The sequence below is a fragment of the Bombella intestini genome (assembly GCF_002003665.1).
Lineage (GTDB): Bacteria > Pseudomonadota > Alphaproteobacteria > Acetobacterales > Acetobacteraceae > Bombella > Bombella intestini.
On the sequence record NZ_JATM01000001.1, the window covers coordinates 648,156 to 670,913 of the forward strand.

At 53.4% G+C, this 22,758-nt stretch carries 24 protein-coding genes; 3 read left to right on the plus strand and 21 right to left on the minus strand.

Features of this window, described 5'->3' with window-relative positions; genetic code table 11:
• Positions 1 to 68 precede the first annotated feature (68 nt).
• From AL01_RS03045 to AL01_RS03085, 9 genes are all read right to left on the minus strand, one after another.
• Positions 69 to 1,304 (minus strand): tyrosine-type recombinase/integrase, encoded by a 1,236-nt coding sequence (locus AL01_RS03045; protein ID WP_077395758.1) that lies wholly within the window; start codon positions 1,302 to 1,304, stop codon positions 69 to 71.
• 341 nt (positions 1,305 to 1,645) lie between these two features.
• Positions 1,646 to 1,909, minus strand: a complete 264-nt coding sequence (locus AL01_RS03050; protein WP_077395760.1) for a hypothetical protein — start codon at positions 1,907 to 1,909, stop codon at positions 1,646 to 1,648.
• A 147-nt stretch (positions 1,910 to 2,056) separates the two neighbouring features.
• Positions 2,057 to 2,533: a 5-fold beta-flower protein gene (locus AL01_RS03055; RefSeq protein WP_143280646.1), complete on the minus strand. Its 477-nt coding sequence runs from the start codon at positions 2,531 to 2,533 to the stop codon at positions 2,057 to 2,059.
• 36 nt (positions 2,534 to 2,569) lie between these two features.
• Positions 2,570 to 3,067: a 5-fold beta-flower protein gene (locus tag AL01_RS03060; protein ID WP_077395764.1), complete on the minus strand. Its 498-nt coding sequence runs from the start codon at positions 3,065 to 3,067 to the stop codon at positions 2,570 to 2,572.
• A gap of 129 nt (positions 3,068 to 3,196) precedes the next feature.
• Positions 3,197 to 3,754 carry a DsbA family protein gene (locus tag AL01_RS03065; protein ID WP_077395766.1) on the minus strand — a complete coding sequence of 186 codons (558 nt, stop codon included), beginning with the start codon at positions 3,752 to 3,754 and terminating at the stop codon, positions 3,197 to 3,199.
• 117 nt (positions 3,755 to 3,871) lie between these two features.
• Positions 3,872 to 5,191 (minus strand): DEAD/DEAH box helicase, encoded by a 1,320-nt coding sequence (locus AL01_RS03070; protein ID WP_077395768.1) that lies wholly within the window; start codon positions 5,189 to 5,191, stop codon positions 3,872 to 3,874.
• A gap of 275 nt (positions 5,192 to 5,466) precedes the next feature.
• Positions 5,467 to 6,069, minus strand: a complete 603-nt coding sequence (gene metW, locus AL01_RS03075; protein WP_077395770.1) for a methionine biosynthesis protein MetW — start codon at positions 6,067 to 6,069, stop codon at positions 5,467 to 5,469.
• Positions 6,059 to 7,222: a homoserine O-acetyltransferase MetX gene (gene metX / locus AL01_RS03080; protein WP_077395772.1), complete on the minus strand. Its 1,164-nt coding sequence runs from the start codon at positions 7,220 to 7,222 to the stop codon at positions 6,059 to 6,061. The genes metW and metX overlap by 11 nt, the downstream gene beginning before the upstream one ends.
• Positions 7,223 to 7,326: 104 nt before the next feature.
• Positions 7,327 to 7,788: a hypothetical protein gene (locus AL01_RS03085; protein ID WP_077395774.1), complete on the minus strand. Its 462-nt coding sequence runs from the start codon at positions 7,786 to 7,788 to the stop codon at positions 7,327 to 7,329.
• 574 nt (positions 7,789 to 8,362) lie between these two features.
• On the opposite strand from AL01_RS03085, the gene AL01_RS03090 reads away from it, so the two are divergent.
• From AL01_RS03090 to AL01_RS03100, 3 genes are all read left to right on the plus strand, one after another.
• Positions 8,363 to 8,782 carry a hypothetical protein gene (locus AL01_RS03090; RefSeq protein ID WP_143280647.1) on the plus strand — a complete coding sequence of 140 codons (420 nt, stop codon included), beginning with the start codon at positions 8,363 to 8,365 and terminating at the stop codon, positions 8,780 to 8,782.
• Between the two features lie 321 nt (positions 8,783 to 9,103).
• A complete protein-coding gene (locus AL01_RS03095) occupies positions 9,104 to 9,967 on the plus strand; it encodes a pesticin C-terminus-like muramidase (protein WP_077395778.1) in 864 nt (287 codons plus the stop codon).
• Positions 9,928 to 10,620 (plus strand): hypothetical protein, encoded by a 693-nt coding sequence (locus AL01_RS03100; RefSeq protein WP_143280648.1) that lies wholly within the window; start codon positions 9,928 to 9,930, stop codon positions 10,618 to 10,620. Before AL01_RS03095 ends, AL01_RS03100 begins: the two co-directional genes overlap by 40 nt.
• A gap of 96 nt (positions 10,621 to 10,716) precedes the next feature.
• Here AL01_RS03100 and AL01_RS03105 read toward each other — a convergent pair whose 3' ends face one another.
• The 12 genes from AL01_RS03105 to AL01_RS03155 all read right to left on the minus strand — a co-directional run bounded on the left by AL01_RS03105 (position 10,717) and on the right by AL01_RS03155 (position 22,280).
• Positions 10,717 to 12,549 (minus strand): type IV secretory system conjugative DNA transfer family protein, encoded by a 1,833-nt coding sequence (locus tag AL01_RS03105; RefSeq protein ID WP_077395782.1) that lies wholly within the window; start codon positions 12,547 to 12,549, stop codon positions 10,717 to 10,719.
• 13 nt (positions 12,550 to 12,562) lie between these two features.
• The gene (virB11, locus tag AL01_RS03110) at positions 12,563 to 13,603 is read right to left on the minus strand and encodes a P-type DNA transfer ATPase VirB11 (protein ID WP_077395784.1); all 1,041 of its coding nucleotides are present in this window, start codon (positions 13,601 to 13,603) and stop codon (positions 12,563 to 12,565) included.
• On the minus strand, positions 13,593 to 14,747 hold the full coding sequence (virB10, locus tag AL01_RS03115) for a type IV secretion system protein VirB10 (RefSeq protein WP_077395786.1): 1,155 nt from the start codon (positions 14,745 to 14,747) through the stop codon (positions 13,593 to 13,595). Before virB10 ends, virB11 begins: the two co-directional genes overlap by 11 nt.
• Positions 14,744 to 15,661, minus strand: a complete 918-nt coding sequence (locus tag AL01_RS03120) for a TrbG/VirB9 family P-type conjugative transfer protein (protein WP_077395788.1) — start codon at positions 15,659 to 15,661, stop codon at positions 14,744 to 14,746. The genes virB10 and AL01_RS03120 overlap by 4 nt, the downstream gene beginning before the upstream one ends.
• Positions 15,658 to 16,350: a type IV secretion system protein VirB8 gene (locus AL01_RS03125; RefSeq protein WP_077395790.1), complete on the minus strand. Its 693-nt coding sequence runs from the start codon at positions 16,348 to 16,350 to the stop codon at positions 15,658 to 15,660. Before AL01_RS03125 ends, AL01_RS03120 begins: the two co-directional genes overlap by 4 nt.
• The gene (locus AL01_RS09300) at positions 16,350 to 16,517 is read right to left on the minus strand and encodes a type IV secretion system lipoprotein VirB7 (protein ID WP_206599219.1); all 168 of its coding nucleotides are present in this window, start codon (positions 16,515 to 16,517) and stop codon (positions 16,350 to 16,352) included. Before AL01_RS09300 ends, AL01_RS03125 begins: the two co-directional genes overlap by 1 nt.
• 41 nt (positions 16,518 to 16,558) lie before the next feature.
• Entirely contained in the window at positions 16,559 to 17,479 is a 921-nt protein-coding gene (locus tag AL01_RS03130) for a type IV secretion system protein (protein ID WP_077395792.1), read from the minus strand.
• A 114-nt stretch (positions 17,480 to 17,593) separates the two neighbouring features.
• Positions 17,594 to 18,301 (minus strand): type IV secretion system protein, encoded by a 708-nt coding sequence (locus AL01_RS03135; protein WP_241502668.1) that lies wholly within the window; start codon positions 18,299 to 18,301, stop codon positions 17,594 to 17,596.
• A gap of 10 nt (positions 18,302 to 18,311) precedes the next feature.
• On the minus strand, positions 18,312 to 20,684 hold the full coding sequence (locus AL01_RS03140) for a VirB4 family type IV secretion/conjugal transfer ATPase (RefSeq protein ID WP_077395796.1): 2,373 nt from the start codon (positions 20,682 to 20,684) through the stop codon (positions 18,312 to 18,314).
• Complete coding sequence (locus AL01_RS03145) at positions 20,684 to 21,007, minus strand: type IV secretion system protein VirB3 (protein WP_077395798.1); 324 nt, start codon at positions 21,005 to 21,007, stop codon at positions 20,684 to 20,686. Before AL01_RS03145 ends, AL01_RS03140 begins: the two co-directional genes overlap by 1 nt.
• Positions 21,008 to 21,010: 3 nt before the next feature.
• Positions 21,011 to 21,337: a pilin major subunit VirB2 gene (gene virB2, locus AL01_RS03150; RefSeq protein WP_077395800.1), complete on the minus strand. Its 327-nt coding sequence runs from the start codon at positions 21,335 to 21,337 to the stop codon at positions 21,011 to 21,013.
• A 10-nt stretch (positions 21,338 to 21,347) separates the two neighbouring features.
• The gene (locus tag AL01_RS03155) at positions 21,348 to 22,280 is read right to left on the minus strand and encodes a lytic transglycosylase domain-containing protein (protein WP_241502679.1); all 933 of its coding nucleotides are present in this window, start codon (positions 22,278 to 22,280) and stop codon (positions 21,348 to 21,350) included.
• Positions 22,281 to 22,758 lie beyond the last annotated feature (478 nt).

Sequence of the window (22,758 nt, forward strand, 5' to 3'; positions counted from 1 at the left end):
TATGTTACGTAATATTTTACGCAATCCAGAGTGGAACGGGTCAGTATTTAACCTTCCATGTGTGACCATCACACATTTACTTTGAAAGATAGTCTTTCAGCCCACGCCTCCATCAATGCCCGGCGCTTAGCGAACATATCCCCCCGGCGATAGGCCCGCTCGACTGTACTACCTACCGTATGAGCAAGGGCTAGTTCTGCCGCTGTAGCGTCATACTCTGTTTCTTCTGCCACCCAATCCCGAAACGTGGACCGCATCCCGTGGACGGTCGCTTTCCTATCCCCTGTCAGGGGGTATGCAGCGTTCTTGAGAGCCTTACTTAAAGCCACATCTGAAAGAGCCGCACCTTTGTTATTGGGGAAAACCAAAGCATCCATGCGCCCATCATAAAGAGGCTTAGCTAATTCCAGCACTGACATAGCCGCACGGGACAAAGGAACACGGTGCTCCTTGCCAGCTTTCATACGGTGCGCCGGGATCGTCCATACGGCGTCCGTTAGGTTAATTTCCTGCCAGCGTGCCCCACGCACCTCTCCAGAACGGCAAACCGTAAAGGCACAGAAACGAACAGCCAGAGCGCCAACACTTCCCACGTGCTCAAGGTGTTTGATGGCCTGCCCCAATAGCTCAACTGTCAGGGCATAATGTGGCTGCTTACGATCCCGTATCAGCTTAGCTGGTTCTGGCAGGATATGAGCAAGGGGGCCGTTCCATCGGGCCGGATTGTCACCTTCCCGCCAATGCAGGGCAGTCGCATAATCTAAGACTTGTTCTATGCGGTTACGGATACGCCGGGCCGTTTCTGTTTTGCTTTCCCAAATAGGAAGCAGAACGGCTAACACATCATTCTGTGAGATGGCCGCAACGGGCTTTTGGCCTATAATCGGGAAGGCGTATTGCTCTAGCGTGTTGAGAAATGCAGAAGGAGCTTTGGGGTCTCTCCATTTTACTTTTTGACGCTGAAGGTAAGCCTGCACAGCATAGGCAAATGTCTTACCTACCCGGCGCAAATGCTCTGCTTGTTCGCATTGCCGTTCTTCCAGCGGGTCCATGCCATCCGCAATGAGCTTCCGGGCATGAAAAGCCTTCTGCCTAGCTTCCCGCAAACTGCATATTTCCAGTGAGCCGATGCCCATTTCTCTGATACGGCCAGTGACCGGGCTTTTGTACCGAATGTTCCAGAAGCGATGCACAAGATCACCCTTCACCCGGATACGGATATACAGATTTCCACCATCGCTATGATTGCCTTCCGGTAGCGATTGAATGGTTTTGTCTGTCAGCTTGTATAAACGCCGGGCCATGTATCCTTAACATCCCATTCTCTGTCCTTCCTTCACTCTTGCGCTATAGAGGAAGAAAATGAAAGAGGGAGAAAAAGAACATTCTCATAACTGGCTGTTTTCAGGGGGTTTTTTTATTTTAAGGAAAAAGAAAGGATCAAAGGTTAGGAGTTCACCCCATCCGCCATAAGAACCTCAAAAAATGGCAGTTTCCTTCGCCTTTTGGGGTGAGCGGCTGCGGCTATACTGAGTATTACTTTGGGGGCTTCATAGGGACCTAGACTTGGGCCATCCTATAAAAAAGGCCTGCCCTCCCCACCGGAGACGGCAGACCCTAAAATCGTATGAACCCATAGAATCAATCAGCCCCTGTGGTCATGCTCGGCACGCTTGCCAAGGGCCGTAATCTGGGCAGCCTCTAGCCCTTCGGGGTTGTGATGGGCCTTCTTGGCAATTTTATGCTCTTCTTCGGTGGCGTGCTCGCCACTTTTCAGAACATGATCCGCCAGACGGATGATCTCCTCCTTTGTCAGCAACTTCGGCGTATGAACGGCCTTACGGGCCAACTCATGCAAAGAACTACTGGCGCGCGGTGCTTTATGCTCATGTGATGCTGTTGTCGGCATTTTTCTGGCCTTTCACTCTAAATGACAGACCCTGTCCTAAACAGGGCCGCTATCCCCTGTTGGAGAGAGACGCCATACGCCTCGTCTCCACGGTGAAAGCCCGCCATGCAGATAACAAGCGCACTTCATGCAAGGCTGGCCTGCGTATCAGCTCGGCATACGACCAAGCAGCATCAACATCCCTGCCGTACGATCTGCAGGCGGGACACGGCCCCGAAAAGAGCCGGATGCATCCAGCAGCGTTCCATCCTGAAGAATGCGCCCAGCCGGCACCCTATTAGGACCATAAACTGCCCCATCCTGGTCAACATTACCGATAATGGAACCCTGGTCATCAGACAGGTAGCCGCCCTGACTGATACGCCCTACACGCCCTCCATGTAGATCATATAGAAAACCATCGCTATCCATATGGCCAACCGTCATACCGTGAGCATCTGTAAGGTATCCGTCCCGACCTACGCGCCCAGCCGCTTGCCCACCAACACCGTACACATCCCCTACCCGGTCCCGCCCAGACCCTGCCGGGTTCTGATAGTCATACGGCGTTGCTGTCGCATCATGAAACGACATGCCCATGATGCCGAGCCAAGCGGTCATCATCAAAATTCCGAAACACCTCATGAAACACTCCCCACTATCACACGATAGCGATCAGAATTATCGGGGAAGACGGTTCAGCAGGATAAGGGCTCCCGTTGTCCGATCACTTCCAGAAAGCGATCCCCCCATGCTGCCCTGATCTATACTCCCCACAGAAGAGCCGTTCCGATCACGCAGGATACCATCCCTATCTATGCTCCCAACGGCAGAGCCGTTGCGGTCCCGCACAGTACCATCCCTGTCCAGACTGCCAACAGAAGAGCCATTGCGATCACGCACGATACCGTTCTGATCCATACTCCCAAAAGCAGAGCCATTCCGGTCACGGATAATACCGTCCCGCTCCAAGCTGCCGATGGAAGAACCGTTACGGTCCCGCATGATGCCGTCCCCGTCTATACTGCCGACATAGGAGCCGTTCCGGTCACGCACATCACTAACCTGCCTGATCTGTCCACCATAAGACGCCGCCTGCGCCCCTGTCAGGTTCGATATGCCAAGGCCCGTTGCACCTAACCATCCAATACCCATCAAAATGCCAGTGCGTTTCATCATACGTCCTTCCAAGTAAATAGCTTCCCGTGTACAATCATAACTACACTATATTCCATGGCCAGCATGTTACGTCACCATGAATATGCCGTAATAACCTTCCGCATTCTTTTATCATTCCGGCACACCCCTTCACCTTAGAAGAGTCGCCCACTCCTCAATGGACTGCCCACTCTGGAAACGGTCATCTACTTTGCCATCCAGCATGACGGTCGGAGAGACATGGATACTATTCTCTCTGGCGTAGCGGGTGTGGGCCTTCATGGCATCTGTCACGCTTGCCAGATGGAAAGGTTTTGCCAGAGCAAGACGAGTATAGACTTCCAGACGAGCTATCAGCTCATCTGGTGTAGTCTGCATATTCGCCCCTTCGCAATGATGGAAAAACTCAAACTCTTCCCGATGATCCCCAATCGCTCGCAAGGTCTGCCATGCTTCATCCCGGCCGGCCGGCAACGCCGCCGCTGCCAAAATGCACCGCATCAATACCCCAGAAAACAAGTGCCATGGCTGAGAGTGCAGCACTACCTGAAGGGTCAGTACATCTTCCCCTACATGCTTTAAAAACGGCATAAGTTTGCGAGAAGCACGGACGCTGAAAGGACAAGTCGGTTCCAGAAAGAACGTCACTTCCCGAGGGCCATGCCCCCAGATCAAGTCAGCTGGCTTTGTGATTTTCGTAATACTCATGGGGTAACAGCTCCTCCATCATGGCTTTTCCTCTATTTTATGTAGGCATGGCCCCATACAGAAACAGCCCCGCGAAATGCGAGGCTGCTTATCAGTGCAAACATGCCGGCTGAATCTTTAAGAAAACCGCCGCCGCCTGTTCCTAGCACCACCCTGTCCGGCCCCTGCCGAACGAGACCCAGACTGCTGGGAAGAGCGTCCCCGCCCGCCGCCTGCACGGCCACCACCGCCATTGCGACCACCACGTCCGCCACGGCCACCGCCGAGGACGGGCGGCGGTAGGGTAGAATTCTGTGCATCGGCAGAATGATACGGATGATCCGTAATGACCGGCACAGCCTTACCAATGCGCTTTTCAATATCCCGTAGCCATGCACGCTGTTCGGCATCACAAAGAGACACCGCCCAACCGTCCCGTCCAGCACGAGCCGTCCGCCCAATACGATGAACGTAAGCCTCTGGCACGTTAGGCAGGTCGTAATTGAAAACGTGGGACACTTCATCAACATCAATGCCACGGGCAGCGATATCTGTGGCCACCAGCACACGCACGCTGCCATCACGGAAGCCCTGCATAGCCCGCTCACGGGCACCTTGCGACTTGTTGCCATGAATAGCAGCTGCCGGGATCCCATTTTTACTGAGATACTCTGCAACCTTGTTGGCCTCATGCTTCATGAGCGTGAAAACAACAGCCCGCACGACACGGTCACTATTAACCAGCATCATCAGGGCTTCTTTTTTCTGGGTCGAGTCCACAAACAGGACAGCCTGACGAATACGATCCACCGTGCTGGACTCTGGCGTGACCTGTACTGTCTCCGGGTCCTTCAGCAAGGAATGTGCCAACTCACGAATGGACGATGGCATAGTTGCAGAAAATAGCAGCGTTTGCCGCTTCTCCGGCAGGCGAGCCACAATCCGGCGGATATCATGGACAAAGCCCATATCCAACATACGGTCGGCTTCATCCAGCACAACAATTTCTAGCGTGGAAAGGTCAATATGCCCCTGCCCTACGAGGTCTAGCAGACGACCGGGAGCCGCAACCATGACATCGACGCCACGCTTCATAGCCTCGACTTGTCGATTCTGCCCCACACCACCGAAAATCACGGCGTGAGAGAATTTCATATGGCGGGCATAGGCGGCAAAATTGTCACCAATTTGTGCCACAAGCTCCCTTGTCGGAGCCAAAACCAGAACACGGGCACTGCGTGGTGCAGCCTTGCGGGGGTGTTCCAACAGGTAGTGAAGGATAGGCAGAGCGAACGCTGCTGTTTTCCCTGTCCCTGTCTGTGCCAGACCGAGAAGGTCCTTCCCCTCCATGAGATGGGGAATTGCCCCGGCCTGAATGGGGGTTGGCGTCGTGTAGCCTTCTCCATCCAGGGCCTGCAAAATGGGGGCCGCCAGACCGAGAGCTTTGAAACTGCTCATGATTCTTCCTCAAAACCGGCGTTATTCCAGCAAATCCACCTGGCAACACCGCATAAAATGGACGTTTGAGCCTCTCCCTAACGATGGGCTCCGCTCGCCTCGTCCGAAAATAGGACTCTATTTGTCTTATAACAAGAGGAAAAACGCACTGCCCTTCTATCGCCTTATTTAGTGATAGGAGCAATTTTCTTCCATCTCGCAAAAAGCAAAGGAAAACAGAAGGTTATTTTTTGGTGTTCTACCTTATTAACGTCTCTGCAAATTCCACGCTTACCTTACCTTTTACGGCGCAGAAGAAACAGTCCCTGTTCACCGAAAAGGTTAGCTAAATGTGGCGAGGCTCCTGCCAAACGGGATTGACGATTGCCATTCACCACCATCCATTTGCAGACCTCGTACCCGTCTTCTTCGCACAACGCGAAAAAATCATAAATTGTGCAAGGATGGATATTGGGCGTCTCGTACCACGGTGTCGGCCAAACGGACGTCATTGGCATACGCCCCGTCCGCAACAGATGCCAGCGTAGCCGCCAATGTCCGAAGTTAGGGAAAGAGACCAAGGCAGAGCGACCAATCCTCAGCATATGCCGCAAGACATCCCGTGGACAATCAACGGCCTGAAGCGTGCGTTGCAACACGACGTAGTCGAAAGTTCCATCGGGATAATCGGCCAACATGTCATCAGCATCCCCATGCATGACAGGCAGACCATGCGCCACAGACTGCGTGACTGCTTTCATATCCAGCTCCAGCCCCTGAGCATCGCAGTCTTTTTCCCGCGAGAGATAGCCAATCAAGCTTCCATCACCGCAGCCAATATCCAAAACCCGACTATGAGGTGCTACCATGCTGGCGATCAGTTCTTGATCAAACCGCATTGTCACACTCCCCTGCTGACAATCCTGCCTGCCGAGCCATTCCGTTTAGAAATCCCCGAATAGTTCTATCAAAGTCCGGCTCTTCCAGCAGAAACGCATCGTGCCCTCGATCGCTATCTATCTCCACAAAGGAGACATGTCCCCCGGCCTGATTGATCGCCCGCACCAAAGTGCGAGAACGAGATGTTGGGAACAACCAGTCCGAACTAAAAGACACGACACAAAAACGGGTTTTTACGCCTCGAAATGCAGCTGAGAGATTGCCCTCATGTTCACTGCCCAGATCAAAAAAATCCATAGCCCTCGAAATCGTCAGGTAAGAATGAGCATCAAAACGCCGTGTGAAATTGGAGCCTTGATACCGCAGATAGCTTTCCACCTGAAACATCCCTCCAAAAGGAAGGGCCGATAATGGATCACCAGAAGATGGTACGGTTCCGGGCCTGATCTCCCGACCGAATTTTCTGGTTAAGGCTTCTTCAGAAAGATAGGTGATATGGCCGACCATCCGAGCCACCGCCAGCCCACGAGCCGGGATGACACCGTGGGCCTGATAGTCTCCGCCATGCCAGTTCGGGTCACCATAAATAGCCTGACGGCTGACTTCATTAAACGCAATATTCTGTGCGGACTGAAACGGTGATGTCGCAATCGGCATGGCGGCAAAAACCCGGTCTGGGTAATCTGTCGCCCATGTCAGCACCTGCATACCACCCATCGACCCGCCGATAACGGCAAACAGCCTATCAATGCCAAAATGATCAATGAGTTTCACCTGAGCCGCAACGATGTCGTGCATGGTGACGGGTGGAAAATCCTTCCCCCATGGCCGCCCTGTACCAGCTCGCTCACTTGTTGGCCCTGTTGTTCCCATACATCCGCCCAACACATTCGTGCAGATGACAAAAAAACGGTCCGTATCAATCGGCAAGCCCGGCCCCACCATACGAGACCACCAGCCCGGCTTCCCAGTAACGGGATGTGGGCTGGCAACGTACTGATCCCCCGTAAAGGCGTGGCATATAACAATGACATTATCCCGCTTGGGAGACAAAGTGCCATATGTCTGATGGGCAACCCGTAACGGAGCAACCTTCTCCCCACATTGAAGGGTTATACCTTCAGGAAAGGTTATGGACTGAACTTCCACCATTGGCTCCGGCTGTTTGTAATAAGAAGCCCATATACAAACACTGCCACACCCACAGTTTCAAGGCAGAATAAGCACGAGACAACAGATATCACCCTGAAATTTGCTTATTCTGCTGCTTCCATCATCTCTGGATAATTATCCTGTGCCAATGCAGGCATCGGCATCTTCTCTGCAACTGCCTGCACCTTCCCACGCACAGGCAGCCAATACCCATAAGCAGCCAGTGCCGAACCAAGATGCATCAGAGCCTCTCCCAGCTCAGAATGTAACACCTGCTCTTCTGGTGCATTCTGCATATCGGCTAGAATATTGAGAAGATGCTCTTCCGTTGCTGAATATTCCAGCGAAGCCGTCCCGCAGACAGCATGCAGGAAAAGCGCCTTGAACCGCTCTTGAAGGCGTTCTGCCTCCTGCCCTAACAACCCGGACAGAGACATGGAACGCCGCCAGCAGCTTGGCCCCAAAAGATACCGCAGTGCCCACAAGGCTGTCTGCTCCTCCCGGGCCAGTGTCTTCATGGATGCGCCATAGCCGTTACGCCGGTCTGCAATCTGAATGATATTCATGAGGCGTCTCCCTCTCTCTGCGAGTTGCTTCACGAATGACGTTAGATGAGAACTCTTCTCACTTTCAATAGAAAGATCATGAACAATGCCGCCCTTTCCCTGACGGGAAACATAAAGAGCCGAGAAAACAGCGCATTATTTGTGTTATTAAAGTTTTTTATAAGCCGCCGACTCTGAGGCGTAGGAGCCACAATATCCTGTGGTTTTACTGAGCGACTCACACAAGATGTCGTTTCCTCCTACGAGAGACCTCCCTCTCCTAGGCGGCGACATTTTGAATTTTCCAGACCAACAACAAGTAACGGCTCTCTCGAAGCCTGAAAAATACACCCTCAATCCCGTCTGATTACGCTTCATGAATTAATACAGATAGCTGTCGTGCACTTCCATGATAACCCGCTTTTCCGCTCGCTAGAACGAGCAACCTCAGCAATAGAATCAACTTTATCCTATATTTACAATTAGCTCACCGACCACATTGAGAATAATTATAAATTATTTAACATTTTTTCTCTACAAACCACCAATGCACGGCAGAAAAAAATGGTCTCTTGCGTCAATCTGGAGGAATACGATGAGATACCATCAGAAAAACATAATTAAGGTAATGATTTTACTACCTCTTTTAATTGTATCCACTCTCCAGACGGCTCACGCCTTTCCCGATGGTTTTCCGTACGTAAGAAAACACATGCGAAAAAAAGTTGGAAAGATGTTGGATAACATCAATAAAATGGGGGGCAGCTCGCCAGCTTGCTCGACCATTCTGTGCCTTGCTCCCTACGTTGGTATGGGGACGTCTGGCGGCCCCGCCTGTGTGGGTCCTAATCAAATATATTTCAATATCAGAGTATTTGATCCGTGGTCTGGATATGATGCCGATTTAACAAAGGCTGTGCGCGGTGCCTATCTGAAAACGTGCCCTGATGCAGAAAATGCAGCTCTAGCCATGATTGAAAATAATGCCGTGGGAACATGGTTTTCAGGGCAGTAGAAACAAACTACCATGATCGTCCTAATTAACTGCCTAACGACAAAGGGTAGTCCCTGTCTGCTCATCACAGATGAAACAATCTATAATAGAATAATTCCCAAAACTCGAAAATTAAAAATAACATCGACATAAGTGAGACGCTTTTTTAATTTATATTACAAAAATCCATGAAATTATATTGTATAAAAATGAAGGCGACATGAATATACTTCAAAAAAAATACCTTGATCATCTCAGATAAAGGCCAAAGCAACACCCTGTTATCTCTATTTTAATGCAATAAGACCTAAACTACCCTTCTTCGGATAAGGCAGGGTTCAGATGTCAGACCGCACACAACATGATTACTTCTTAAAACAAGTAAGAGCGAGGAGCCGACAGCCGGAAGATGGACGTCATCTGGAAGAAAACTCTCGACAGGGACTGTCCACTCGACCGTCATGCTCCCTAGCTCCAAAACCTGAGGATGGCCTGACTACGGGAGATCGTAAGTTCGTCTATGACAACGAGGGGGGTGACCCAAGTCATCAGTTGAATGGTTATTACCCTGGCGGTCCTTCCTCTGGCGTAACAGTCGGCCATGGTGTGGACCTAGCGCAGCATACACGGGAGGAATTCAAGAAAGCCGTCAGAGCCGCAAAAGATGTTCCTGAGGAGTTGCGTACGAGAGTAGAGAAGGTACTCGACAGAATACCAGATATCCTTTTTGCGGCAGGCCATGATCATAAGGGGCTTCATGGCCAAAAAGCAGGTAAATATATGCTCTCCACAGAACATTCTCTTGGTCTCAGTCCAGACGAAGTGGACTGTCTGTCCAATATCACCTTCAATCAAATTACGAACAAGGCCCAAAAACGGTTTGACAGAAATAGTCAGGTTCCTCACGCCTTCGATGACCTGTCTGAGCCTGTCAAGACGGTCCTAGTAGATCTGTCTTATGTCATGGGACCAAACTTTGGACACCCCAACGACAAGCAGCAGAAACGAGATCTCTATCAGGAACTTCTCGAAGGGGAGATCACTAAAGCGGCCGACGACATAGAACGCTACTTCCCGGGCATCATTGGGAAGCAAAGGGCTAAAAACGATGTGCAGGTCCTCAGAGGCGATACCAGTCTTCTAACAAAAGAATCAGGAGAAAACGCATGCATTGCACCGTCCTTCGTTCCAAAACGCTCCTTGTAATAACCGCTCTTCTTGCCTTGACCAATGTCACGGCAGGAGCTTCAGACACACAGGTCTCATGTCGTTTTGAACATCCAGACCACATGCGCGACAGACTCATTAAAAAAAAAATAGAACCTAATTCAACAGATATTCTAGATTATCCTCAATATGTCCGTGTATTAGAATACACTGATAAAAAAACCAACGTCAGGTTTATGGAATGCGAAGAGAGTTTCAAAAAATCTGCCAGGTTCCGTGCTCTCAACAAGAAACTTCAATCATATCTGATAGAAAACTACAAAGCATCAATCTCTGGCGTTAATATTGAAGGCGGCGATTTGCGTAAGGGTGATTTCCTGATGTTCTCATCATGCCAGCCTCACGCCTGTGTCACTAATGTCCATACCGATATCTTCGACAAGGATGGGAACATGGTCAGCGTGATCCTCTACCAGTATCCATCCGACGCCGAAGGTGGAGCAGCAGGACAAGCCTTTGCCGACGTGCTGAGGGGTAAACATTCCATAAACTACTACCCCCTTGAAGCTTGGATCTTCATCCGCAAGGGGTATGAGACACCGGGACTACGCAGCTTCATCGAAGATGCCGTTCCTTATTTCAGGCAAAATAGTCAAACGACAATCCTTGATGTGCATGATATCTCGGACTGACAATCACGAGACCACTGTTGAGCACCACCACAACGGAAGCCGGTCACGCCACCGGGAAAGATATTTTCCTCCGGTAACGGACCGGCTTTCACCATGTCACCCTAAAGATTTTCCAAACCTACTGGCCGCAATCTTTTCCTTGATTTCCGGACGCCTGAAATAGATGGGCACGCCACACCGCAAGGGACTAGCCCCCCGCACGACAACAAACGCCTCATCAACACGGGTATTGTTCAGCAGCTCCTCACGACGAATGAGCGGGCGGCTCATTTCACTGTAACTGACATTCGTTCCATGGGACCTGCCGCCACCCCCCAGCCCTTTGCTGGAGCTACCCTTGTTACTACCGCCTGATGTCGCCACGACGCCGTAATTCCCGAACGTCTCTTCCAGCTCCTTAGCGGTTTCAAGGTCAGAAATGGCCACATACGTGCGGTGCACCGCCGCATCATACCAAGCCCTCTTCCCCTCACGCCCCCACTGTTCTTCAAGCTGGCCGACGGACTGATACAGGAGGCGCAACGTTATGCCATATTTCCGCCCCGCATCACGGGCTGTCGCCATAATACGCATGGGCCCAAGGCGGGCCACTTCATCCAGCAGAAACAGCACGCGGTTTTGGATCCGGCCATCCGCCTCATAAACAGAATTGAGCAACGCCCCTACGATGGTACGGCCAATTTCAGGCGTGTTTTCCAGCGCACGCAGGGGCAGTTGAACAAAAACATCCATCCCGCCATTCATGATATCTGACGACCGAAAACTGTTACCAGATACCAGCTCGGCAAACGCCGGGTTTGACAGCCACGACGTCTTATCATCCGCACTGCCATACACCCCTGAAAATGTCTCTTCCACAAGTCCCATGACAGCTCCTGCTATCTGACGGGCGTAGGTAGAGGCACTGGTCTCATGAATGATCTTCAGAAGGGCCCGCACGTCATCCTGTGGCATGCTAAGGCCACTGCGAAGCGTACGCAGCGTTTTCTGCTCCGCTGGCAGGTCTGGATCATACAGCATATGCGCCAGAAGGCATGTTATCAGGTTGCGTCCCTGCCGGTCGAAGAAATCACTGTTGGAATCCTTCTTGCCTCCACCACTCTCCCGACATATCCAAGACACAACATCCTGAATGTTCGTGATGGCCTCCGGGGAATTGATGTCGATCCAATCAAGGACATTGAAACCTATTCCCCCACCCAGGTTCAGTTCATGAACCTGATGGCCAAGCGACTCCCTGAATGGCCTCAGCATCGGCCCCAGTTCCGTACTGGGATCAAGCACGACCACGGACCCAGTCCACATCGTTAGCGTAGTGACTGCCGAGGTTGACTTAAAGGACCCCGGCCCGGCGAAAACCAAACTATGCGTTGAGCCACTCTCACATGGATCAATCAGAAGCGGTGCATGTCCCCCCATTCCCCACGTTTTGGAATCCTTAGGCATAAACGGCAACCGTGCTCCCTTATCCTCATCCACACGGTAGGCCTCCCCAACGACAACACCACCATATTCGGGAGACGGCCCGGGGAAGAGCATCCGAGCGAATTTCATGGTCATCCATTCCGCATGGCCATGATTTCCCGTCACACCCCTGACAGACGCCCGCACGCCACCGCCAGACAGGGAAGAACGCCGGAACAGCTGGGCCATGCTGCGGCGGGCAGCAGCAGCGATGACCACAGCCATCACTAGGATGGCGGTGCCGCCTGCTCCCGCCCCGATCTTCAGCCAGTGCACGACGACCGGATTGTCCCGCCCATAATAGAGATAGAGCCACCATTGATAGAATGGATAATCAAACGAGCTGAACAGCCCCGTCCCTGCAAGAAAGACAAGGGAAGCAACAACCGTCCATCCCGCAAATGCCAGCACGATGCCAACTATGAGCCGGACGGTCATCACAGGAGACCAGTTTGCGAAAGCCATGCCCTATCTCCCTTCAGTACCGTGTCAGCAGATCGGCCACGGTCTCTTTGTTGCGGCGTGCATCAGCAGCGAGCCAGACCTCTCCGATGGAATAGACCTCACCCGTCGTTTCAAAAGGCACGATCACATCAATGGCCGATGACAGCATGTCCACGAGGGTCTTGTCCTCAAGGGCCGCCCCCTGCGGCGACCCCTTGATGAGTGAAAACAGCTTCTTGAAGGCCTGAACCGGATTGGCCCCGTGAATGGTGGAGATGGAACCCGGATGACCGGAAACAACCTCATTAAGGTATGTCCATGCCGCATCATCACGCATTTCGCCCAGCAGGATACGGTCAGGCCTCATGCGGAGACTGGCATGCAGGAGGTCTTCCGCACTGACGGAATTAATGCCTGTCCCTGATTTTGAATAAAGCAGTCGCACATGGTTCGGGTGCGGAATGATGAGTTCCGGTGTATCCTCAATCGTGATCGGCCGCTCATGAAGTGGTATTGCCGAGATGAGCGTCCGGCTCATCGTGGTCTTGCCAGAACCCGTGGCCCCACACAGCAGCATGGTCAGACGGTTGCGTACACAGGCCGCTAGAAATGCCTCCAAATCTCCGCTGTCATAATAACCCAGAACTTCTTCATGCCGCCTTTCTTCGGCTTCCGTCCTGTTCTGCCAGCGGTTCCATCGTGAAATATCATACCGTTTCGTCACTGAAGCGAGTTCAGCCACCCTGTTACTCGGCCGGCGAATGGTTAGACTGACTGTCCTAGCCGGTACCGATGGAGGCAGGCATATCTGAAGACGTTCACCACCGGGCAGTTCCGTTGAGCACAACGGGTGCCGCTCCCCTACATCCTGTTTGCGCAGTGCCCCGGCCAGAATAGCGATGTCTTCCAAGTCCTCATATGAGAGTGGAATCTCGTACTGGGTGAACGTGCCCCTCTGGCGGACGAACACCTCACCCGGCCTGTTGATGCAGATCTCCTCCGTTGCAGGGTCCTCAAGCCATACCGCCAGTGGCTTCATCAGCCAGCGGAGCTGGACTGCCGCCTCACTGACCATAGCCACCTGCCGTTGTCCGCAGCTCGTAAATTCCCGAGAAATCTAGGTCACGCGCCACAAAGATCGCCACGGTCTTGCCCTGAGACTTCTCACCCGTGGGCTGGATATTGAGACCGGCCTGAAGTGCGGAGTTCGCAACCGTCTGTCCGTTCGACTGGAACGAATTAAAATAGGAGCCGCCACTGCTGCCGGAGGCACCAATGCGTGACGCCGCCTCCACGCCGACATCAAGCGCACCCTGAATCACGCTGAGGAGAATGGCACTGCCAAAACGCTTCCACCAGTGATTGTTCACCGTCACGCCGATACCACTTTGCCCGAGTTCATCCGTAGCCGGCGAATCAAGCTCGATGACGCTATGCTCAGGTGTTTCGGCACGATCCCACACGACGAAAACTCGATCCTCACCCTGCAACAGGCCGTGCTGCATTTCGCCCGTCACAAGAGTTCCCTTGTCGAGCAACACAACATTGCCTGTCGTGCTGCGGATATCCATCGGGACCACGCATTTCGTATAGCCTGCCAGCTGGGTATTCAGGCGAGTCTGCAAAATGCAGGGAATGATCGTCCCCTTCGTGATGAGAAAATCCGGATGCGGAAGCATGTGCGCCCGCGCGCCTGCAAGAAGGGTCGGCTTCAGATTGGCGGCCAAGGGGCTGCCCTCTGCTTCACCTGCCGGCTTCTGGAACTGTCCATCTGAACCCGGCCCCTGCTGTCCACCCCCACCCACGACCGACGGAGCAGAAGCAGGCGCAGAAGCAGCCCCTCCCGCTTCGCCTGATACCGCAAAAATCGGACTTTCAGCCGGGTTCATTTCATGACGGGTCGAGCGGGGAGTTACCAGAGGCATCCGCTGCAACTGGGGCTGAACAGGCATGGGCACGGGCGGTGGCGGCGGGGCTGGTGGGGCACTACGCAGGTGGTACCCGGGCGACACCGTGGCCCGCTGAACAGCCACCTGCTCAGTCTTCTTCGGTCCATCGCCAGCTCGCAGCCAGACGAAACCCAGCATAACCACCGCCACTAGGGCGGCGATGCCTACCTTCTGCCACGATGTCAGTTCCCGACGGGTCTCATCGGAAACCATGGAACCACCCTGATTGATGGATTCAGGGCTGTCATGATTGTCTTGCTTGTCGCTCATTGTGCCCCCTCCTTCAGCACCCGCCTGACATTCGGGCTAATCGTGTTTGTTCCAGGATTATGACCAACAGGGTCGAACGCCTTGTTAAAAAGGCACAAGACGGTATTGCCATCACGCAGACGCCACCGGGGCGCAACATGATCCGCAATAACTAGGGTGCCCCAGCCTGCCGGATCGTTCTTCACGCTGTAATTTGCCGTGGCCTCATGCCCGTCAGGACCGATGAAGAAAATGGAGGGCAACCGGACATTGCCGGGGAAATGGAACACCGTGACATTGCCGTTGTCCCACATCTCGAACGGAAGCAAAGAACGGTCCCCCTGCCCCACATACTTCCAGTTCTTTATGCCAAAGTCGGGGTCTCTGGTTTCACGCTCCATCCGTTCATGCGCCAACTGTGTCTCGAGCTGACGAGTACGGGCCTCGACCTCCTCCTGTTCCCGCTTCTTACGGGCGGCGGCCTCGGCCCGGCGTGCGGCAGCCGCATCCCCCGGATAGGTGAACTGGACGCTGTAATAAATGCCATCAGTCGAATTGGCGAGCGTTTCGGACGGGACGGTGGCCACCTCAAAAACATAACGGCGGGCACGGCCCTGATCATTGCGTGTCAGGACAATGACCGGCTGGAGACTCAGCCCATTTGTCGCCTTGAAGAACAGATAGCTGCCTGCCGGAGCCGCCTTCAGATGGATGCTGTCACTGACAGCAACCCGGTCAACAGTCTCGTGCGCTCCGAAACCGACAACCAGCGTTGCACCGACCGATGTCGAAAGATGCACCACCTGATCCGGAACATACGGCACGTACCGCATTCTAGTATCATGACGACTGGGCAGTGGGTCCTGCTCCGCATGGGCCGGGACGACAGACAGGCCAGCCACGAGACCCAGAACAACAACGGCAAGACTCTTCATTGTACGCCATCCTCTGACGACTGATAGGACGAGATAATCACACCACCCGGGTTGCTCAGACGGGCCTTGGGGGGAATATCCTGCACCTTCATGATCTGCACCGTTGCGATCCAGGTCGTTTCCACCGGTTTGGCACCCTCCATCGACACCCGCCGCCGGAAACGCACCTGAATGACGTTCCCGCCAATCGGTGCCATCGACAGCTCCTCGACATCAATCTGGCCCCTCTGACCCACCGTGACTTGGGGGCTTCTCGGATTGGGGAAATTGAACCAGTTCTGATAGGCGTCCCGCACCGCATCCGTGCTCATAAGTGATACGGTGTCATAGGCATATTGGGCAGTCGCATAGGTGTAGCCTTCACGAAGCCGCACATACTGCCAGACGGCAGCATTGACGACCGCATCATCCATAGTCTTCGGCAGGCGTGACATAGAGATCTCGCTGTCCACGGTTCCATCCGGGCGGACCCAGAGCGGCATCGGAACAAGCTTCTCCAGCGGGAAAAGAGCCACCACGGACCAGACCAGACCAAGATTGGCCAGCATTGAGAGTGTCAGGCCGACAACAAGAAACTTGTTGATGCGGGTGACGGCCCGTGCCCGTGCCTCTTGGAACGTCTCGACCTTTTCATAATATTCGGCGAGCTTCTCTTTCGGGACGGGCGGAACAAACAGGTCCTTGCTCATCAGCGGCTCACCCTTTCCTGTTTCGTCAGCTCCGCCGGCTGCGCTTTCCAATGCCCCGTATTGAGCTGGAAAACAGGCCCCTTACATTTCGAAACCGGATCATGTCCGCTACAGGCCGCCAGAGCCAGCAGCATGAGAACGACAGACCCTGTTCTGATGTTCAACATCAGGATAACTCCCTTCCCAACTTACAAGTATCCAGTTTTCTTTACTTAAACATCCGGCGCGCAATATTGTTCGCCATCCTGCTTCCTGAAGACGAACCTCCAACAACACTACTCATTGCTGACCCAGCCGACCTGACTTCTATCCCACCACCAATGATAGCGGCGATGGCAGGAAGAAGATTGACGATAGACGCGCAGATCATCACGAAAATCGTTGCATTGAACAGGGCTCCGGTCGCAACGGCTCCCAGTCCCTGCTCGACAAGCTCTTCCACACCAACCTGGCTGAGGTAATGGGTGATGCCCTGCGCAAAGACCATCACGGAGATATCCACCATGGCCGACAGAAGAATCAGGCCGACCATCTGCCCGATCCATCTTTCCGCAAAGCCACGCGTGGCCTCAAAAAGGAAACCTGCAATCACAAACGGCCCGATGGTCAGCACGACATCCATCACCACCTGTGCGCAGAGATAGATGGTGAAGACCTCACCGAGCATGAGACCATTACAGGTATCAACTATGGCCAACTTCTGATGATCCGAGACCTGCATCACGGAGAGAATGGCCTTGATCGCAGCCGAACTTCCCGAGAGGCTGGCCATGATGTCATCTAGCAGTTCCGGCGTGCTCAGGGCCTGACCGGACGTGATGGTGGAAGCAATCCAAGTTGGCAATCCATTGCGGAAGAACTGGACAACGTAAGTGTTATACACACCGGCCTCCAAGATGAAGGCCGACACAAGGGCGACACGAATGATCCGCGTGATGCCACGCCGCACGTCTATGTCCCCACGCATGACAAGAATACCCGTCACGATCACCCACAGGACGATCAGCGCACTGAAAGGTGCAGCAAGTGCCCCCAGCGTCTTGCTGACAAGCACATTCATCTTGTTATCGAAATCCAGCACGATCTGATCATTAACAACTTCAAAAATGTCTCTTGCGTATATCCTCATCGACCATTCACTCCCCCGATGCCCCCAAGCAGAACCTTCTCACCGTCCGGCCCCATCATCACCCTCTTCACCCAGGCACACCGTGCCTAGACCGAATGTTCCTTTCCCCGGTGGCTAGTGCCCCTTCTTCCACCAGTCAGCCGCCTTGAGTTCATCGGCACGCCCCTCTGCCCTCTCCTGCAGCTGCTGATTTGCCATCTGCGCTTGGGACAGCATCTGCAGGTTCTGCGCGGTCGCCAGCTGCGCCTGAACGGCCTGAGATTCAACGGCAATCCGCCCGTTTATGGCCGAAATTTGTGTGATATCTGTGGCGTCACTCAATGTCTCCTGCATCTCATCCAGCTTATTCAGCCGCTCATCGAGTGATGTCAGGTTCTGCATCGCAAGACCTCGAATATTGGCAAGAGATGCTGTTCCCTGCCGCAGAAACTGGCTGATCGGATCCTTGTCCTGATCTGACACCACATAGCGATTCAGACCTGCAAAACGCTGGCCATACTCGCTCACCTTGCCGGTATCCGCAGTAATCTGATCAACAATATTCCCAACATCTGGAAGCGGATGCTGCAGGATTTGCCGCTTGAAATCGCTGAGCATGCCATTGAACACATCCGGCACATGTGTGAACATCTTATACTGGTCGACCATCTCATTATACTGCTGGGTCAGCTGAGCAACTTCCCTAGCCGTATTGGCGATACTCTGTGTAATACTGCCATTATCCATCACCATGATCTGTGCCCTGGCAGAACGCACATTGACGGTCAGAACCATGACCGTGGCCAGCATGACCGAAGCCAGACAGACAATCTTTCCCACCACCTTATTCTCCTTAGTCTCTGGCCTCGTGATAACGGGTCATGAAATGCTCAAGCCACTGGCTTGGATCGTTGCCGTATTTCATGCGCAGCTGCTCGGCGAAGTTGGCCCTGTTCGCCCGTCCCGAAAGCACGGCGATATATTCCGGCATAGAGGACAGGTCGAACTCGCATATGACGCTGCCATTCTCACGCTTCATGAGAAAGCGTTTTGGATCTCCCACCATCCCCTCACGGATGGCAGCGTACTCACCTTCCGTACAGCTCAGCCCTGTCATATAGGCCGCCCTGTCTGCCGTCGGAGACGGGTACAGAATCTTGGTCATGCACTGCGCTACCAGAGACGCACCCAGCTTTGATTCCAGCACATGCTCTGGCTGCTGCGTTGCCAGAATCAGCATTCCGTTATTCTTCCGGACCGTCAGCAGGAACTTGTCGATGACCGCCGCAAATTTTGGATCCAGAAGATAAGCCCTGAACTCGTCACAGCTCATGAGGAAGCGGCGTCCATCCACCACCTTCTCGATCCTGTAGAGCAGATACGCCGCCGTGGGGGCGCATATCTCTTCGTGATCAAGGAAAGCGGTCAGGTCAAAACCCGTGATGGCACTGGACAAATCCACACTGTCCTCATCGCCATCAAACAGCCACCCCAGAGCTCCCCCACGGCACCACCGTTCCAGCCGTGCCCCGGCTCCCTCCGCAGGACCATGCATGAGGAACTGACGCACCCCCGCCAGAGACCGCATCTCAACCGGATAGCTCATCTGGCGGGCGATACCACGTTGGAGCCGCTTGGCATCCTCCGACGATATACCGCCCTTGCCATCACTTTCGATGAGACCGGTAATCCACTGCCGCAGGAACTCGACATCATCCGCATCCCCACTCAGGCCACGCATCGGGGCAAGGCCGCAGGACACGCCCCGCTTCAGCACGAGATAGGTGCCACCCGTCGCCAGCACGAGGAGCTGACCGCCTCGATCCTTATCAAAGAACACGACAGCACCGTTCACGGTGGAGAGGGCCTGTTCCATCATCGCCATGATGTACATGAGAATGGTGGTCTTCCCGGAGCCAATTGGACCGAAAATGGCCGTCATCCCGACATCCTTCACATGCGGGACGTAATCATACGGTGTCGCACCATCAGTCCTAAAGCGGGCAATGGCGGTTCCCCAATGCCCTGCCCTAGCACCGGCCGGGAAGTTGTCAAACGTGGAAAGGCTGGCAAAATTGCTGCTGTTTATGCTTCCGGCCCGTGTCCTGAACTCCCAGTTTCCCGGCAGTTGCGACCAGAAGGCTGCCTCCAGCGCCATGATCTCCTGCACAACCACGGCCCCTGCATCGGTAAGACGAGCCCGTGCCCGGGCACTTCTTTCACCTAGATCGGCCAGGTTGTCCGCATACACGGCAAGCGAGAAATGATGCGTTCCAAAAACAAACTCGTTGGAAATGAGCCTATCCACGGCGTCCGTCAGCTGATCCATCTGACTGGATGCCTTGTCGCCAGAACTCGCCATCTGGTTGGTCTTCAGCGTCAGTCTTTCATCGGCCTGCGCTCGTGTCAGAAACCCGAAGGACTGACTAATTACTATGGGAAACTCGACACTCAGAAGCGTATTGAGCATTCCCGGCCGGGTTTTGGCCGGATACTCACGAAAGGAAAAAATGCCACCCACTTTACTGTGGTCGAGTGACCTTATCTCAAATCCCCGCTTCCCACAGATGACCCGATCCGTATAGAGCGAAGCTCCAAGAGACCCGGAGACCAGTGGGACGGGCATCCAAAAGGCCGAGATGATGAGGCGCAGAGCCTCACCAATTTCCGTGAACACCACATCGTTGGACTCCCGCAGTCCAAGACGGCGGACACCGTACCTGTCTAGCGCAGACGACACGACCTGCCAGATGTCTTCCAGCTGTCTTACGACTGCACTGCTCCCCTCGGCTGGTGCCTTCTTGCCGAAGCGCATCATCTTGCTGCCCATCTTGCCCAAGACATTCCGGGGGGAGACGATTACCGAAAAGAAATAATCATTCCGGTAAAGACGGCCCTTCAACACACGCTCGTTAAAAGCCCGATGCAGGTTGCGGGAAAACTCCGAACGGAACTGAGTGTCAGGCAGCTCCGGCACATCCGGGTGCCGGATGAGATGCGTGTAGACGGTGACGTTGTCATCAGCAATGTTGCGCAAGACCGTATTGAGGTTCCGTTTGCGCCCGTTCCTTACCGATATTTCTTCCAGCTCGAAGGGCACGCCCTGCACATGCCCCATGGCCATGACCGACCCGTCACGCAGCAGCACGACATCCTTGGCGATATGCCCCACATAAGGCAGGTAGATTTCACCAGACCGCTCGATACCCCCGGACTTCCCGAACATCAGACGATCCCTCTTCCACGTTTCGGAACCCTGACGGGATTGGGGCTAACGGAGGCCCCACCCCAGACCGATCTATCGATCGCACGCCCGGACGTCCTAATCGCAATATAGGCAACATTGACGGCGTTATAATCACGGGAGACGAGCACTTTTGCTCCGAACCACAGCGGCACCATCAAGACCTCATAGAGAGGGTTCTTGAGAAAAACGATGATGAAACCGGCAATCATCAGAAACAGCCCAGCCAGCGGCAGCGGCACGCCCGCCACCAATGCTGGCCGAGTAGCGGCTAGGAACAGAGTGTCTTCGTCCAGTTTTTCCACGCTTCAGCCCCCCGTGAGCATCTTCCCGAGAGAGGAAGCACCGAACATGATGATAATTCCCCCAACAACACCCGAAACGGCCATCAGCGAGGCACGCCCGAACATCCACATGAGGCCAATGGCAATGATACCGAGAATGGCAAGGCTCTGCCCGAACGCCCCAAGGATGAATGAGCAGATGTTGTTAATCATCGTTTCCGGAGACAGACCGCCCGTAACGCCAGAGGCACGTGCGACAGACGGAAGAGCGACAAGGCCCATCACCCATGCGGACCTGGCTGCCCGGATGGACCTTTCACGAAGCGCGACGCCTTTTGACAGTGACAACATGTCTTATTCCTTAATGAAGAGAAGAGAAGACCACAGGACTGTCCGTGGCCTGAACAAACAACGCAGCATCAGACGCACGCGGCTGGTCCGCATTTTTTTTCGCATCAGATGCGGAGCTGTATTCGGGGCTGCCCCACACATCCCACGAAGGGGGAGCGTCCGGGTCTGCGGCAGCCGAAACCTGCCGGGCTGGTGGAGACACCTTCACGCCATCCGACACTGAACCAACATCAAGAGCAGGCACGATCCTACGTGCAGAAGCCTCAACCTTACTCACATAACCATTTGTAAAACCACGTTGAGCATCCCCCGTATTGTACCGGGAGATTGTCACACGCAGGGCCGCCTGCTGTTCCTCATGTGTCTGTCCACCCACATAGGCATCCGACAGAATAATGGAGGCCGCACCTATCGACACGCATGGGTCAAAAACGTCACGGACCTGCAGACCAAAACGTGGCAGGTTATGAGAATTGATCTGCATGAGACCAAGATCGACCGAATGACCCGATGCAATCAGGGTTGATGCTATTTCAGCAGCCTGCCGATCATCGGCCGCCCTGAACACTTTCTGCGTATCGTTGTCATGCAACAAAAAAGGCTCGAAACCAGACTCCGTCTGCGCAATTGACGCAAGCGTGACAGGAGCTACATTTGGCCCACAACGCAAGGCAAGCTGTCCGAAATCCTTGATATCAAGCGGCTGAGCCGTAGCTGCCCCTACTTGCCACGACAGCACGCCAGACACGAAGACAGAACCAACCATCTTGAACACCCTGCCCCAAGTCAGACGTCCCGCCTGGGCAAGCGTTCCATCAGATGGTAGCCGACTTGGAAAAGACCAACGAACGTTCTCCACAGCGTCCCATTCCACAAAAATGGAAAGGACAGCCTGAAGACTGGCTGGGACCGTCTGCTTCTTCAAAACTAGAAATGGTTCCATCAAGACGTCAGGACCCCTTGCATGGCACTACACGATAAATTTGACCCGGAGAGTGAGTATCAGGAAAAAATAAATATTCTGTTATTTTTCTATATTGAAACAGAAGATAAATATGTAAATTTACTTTGTTTTTATAAGAAAATTCTATTTATATTTAGAAAATACTTTTAGTTTTAATAAAAAAACAGAGAATTATAGACGTGTCTGTATCGTGTTTCAGACACATTGCAGACTGACCTAAACAGGATGCGTCTTTCCTGTCTCAAGAAGCTCTTGAGAGTTTTGTGAAGGGGCCAACCATAACAAGAGCTACAAAAGCATAATAGAGAAAGGGCGCACTTATGACCTTTCTCATTTTTATAAAAAGCCATCCCTTCTTGACACTTTCCACTCAAGGGAAAGGATTTATGCCGCAAACGGAAGCAGATGACTTTCAGAGCTACCATAAGCAACTCTAAGCTAAATACTCTGATGCTTC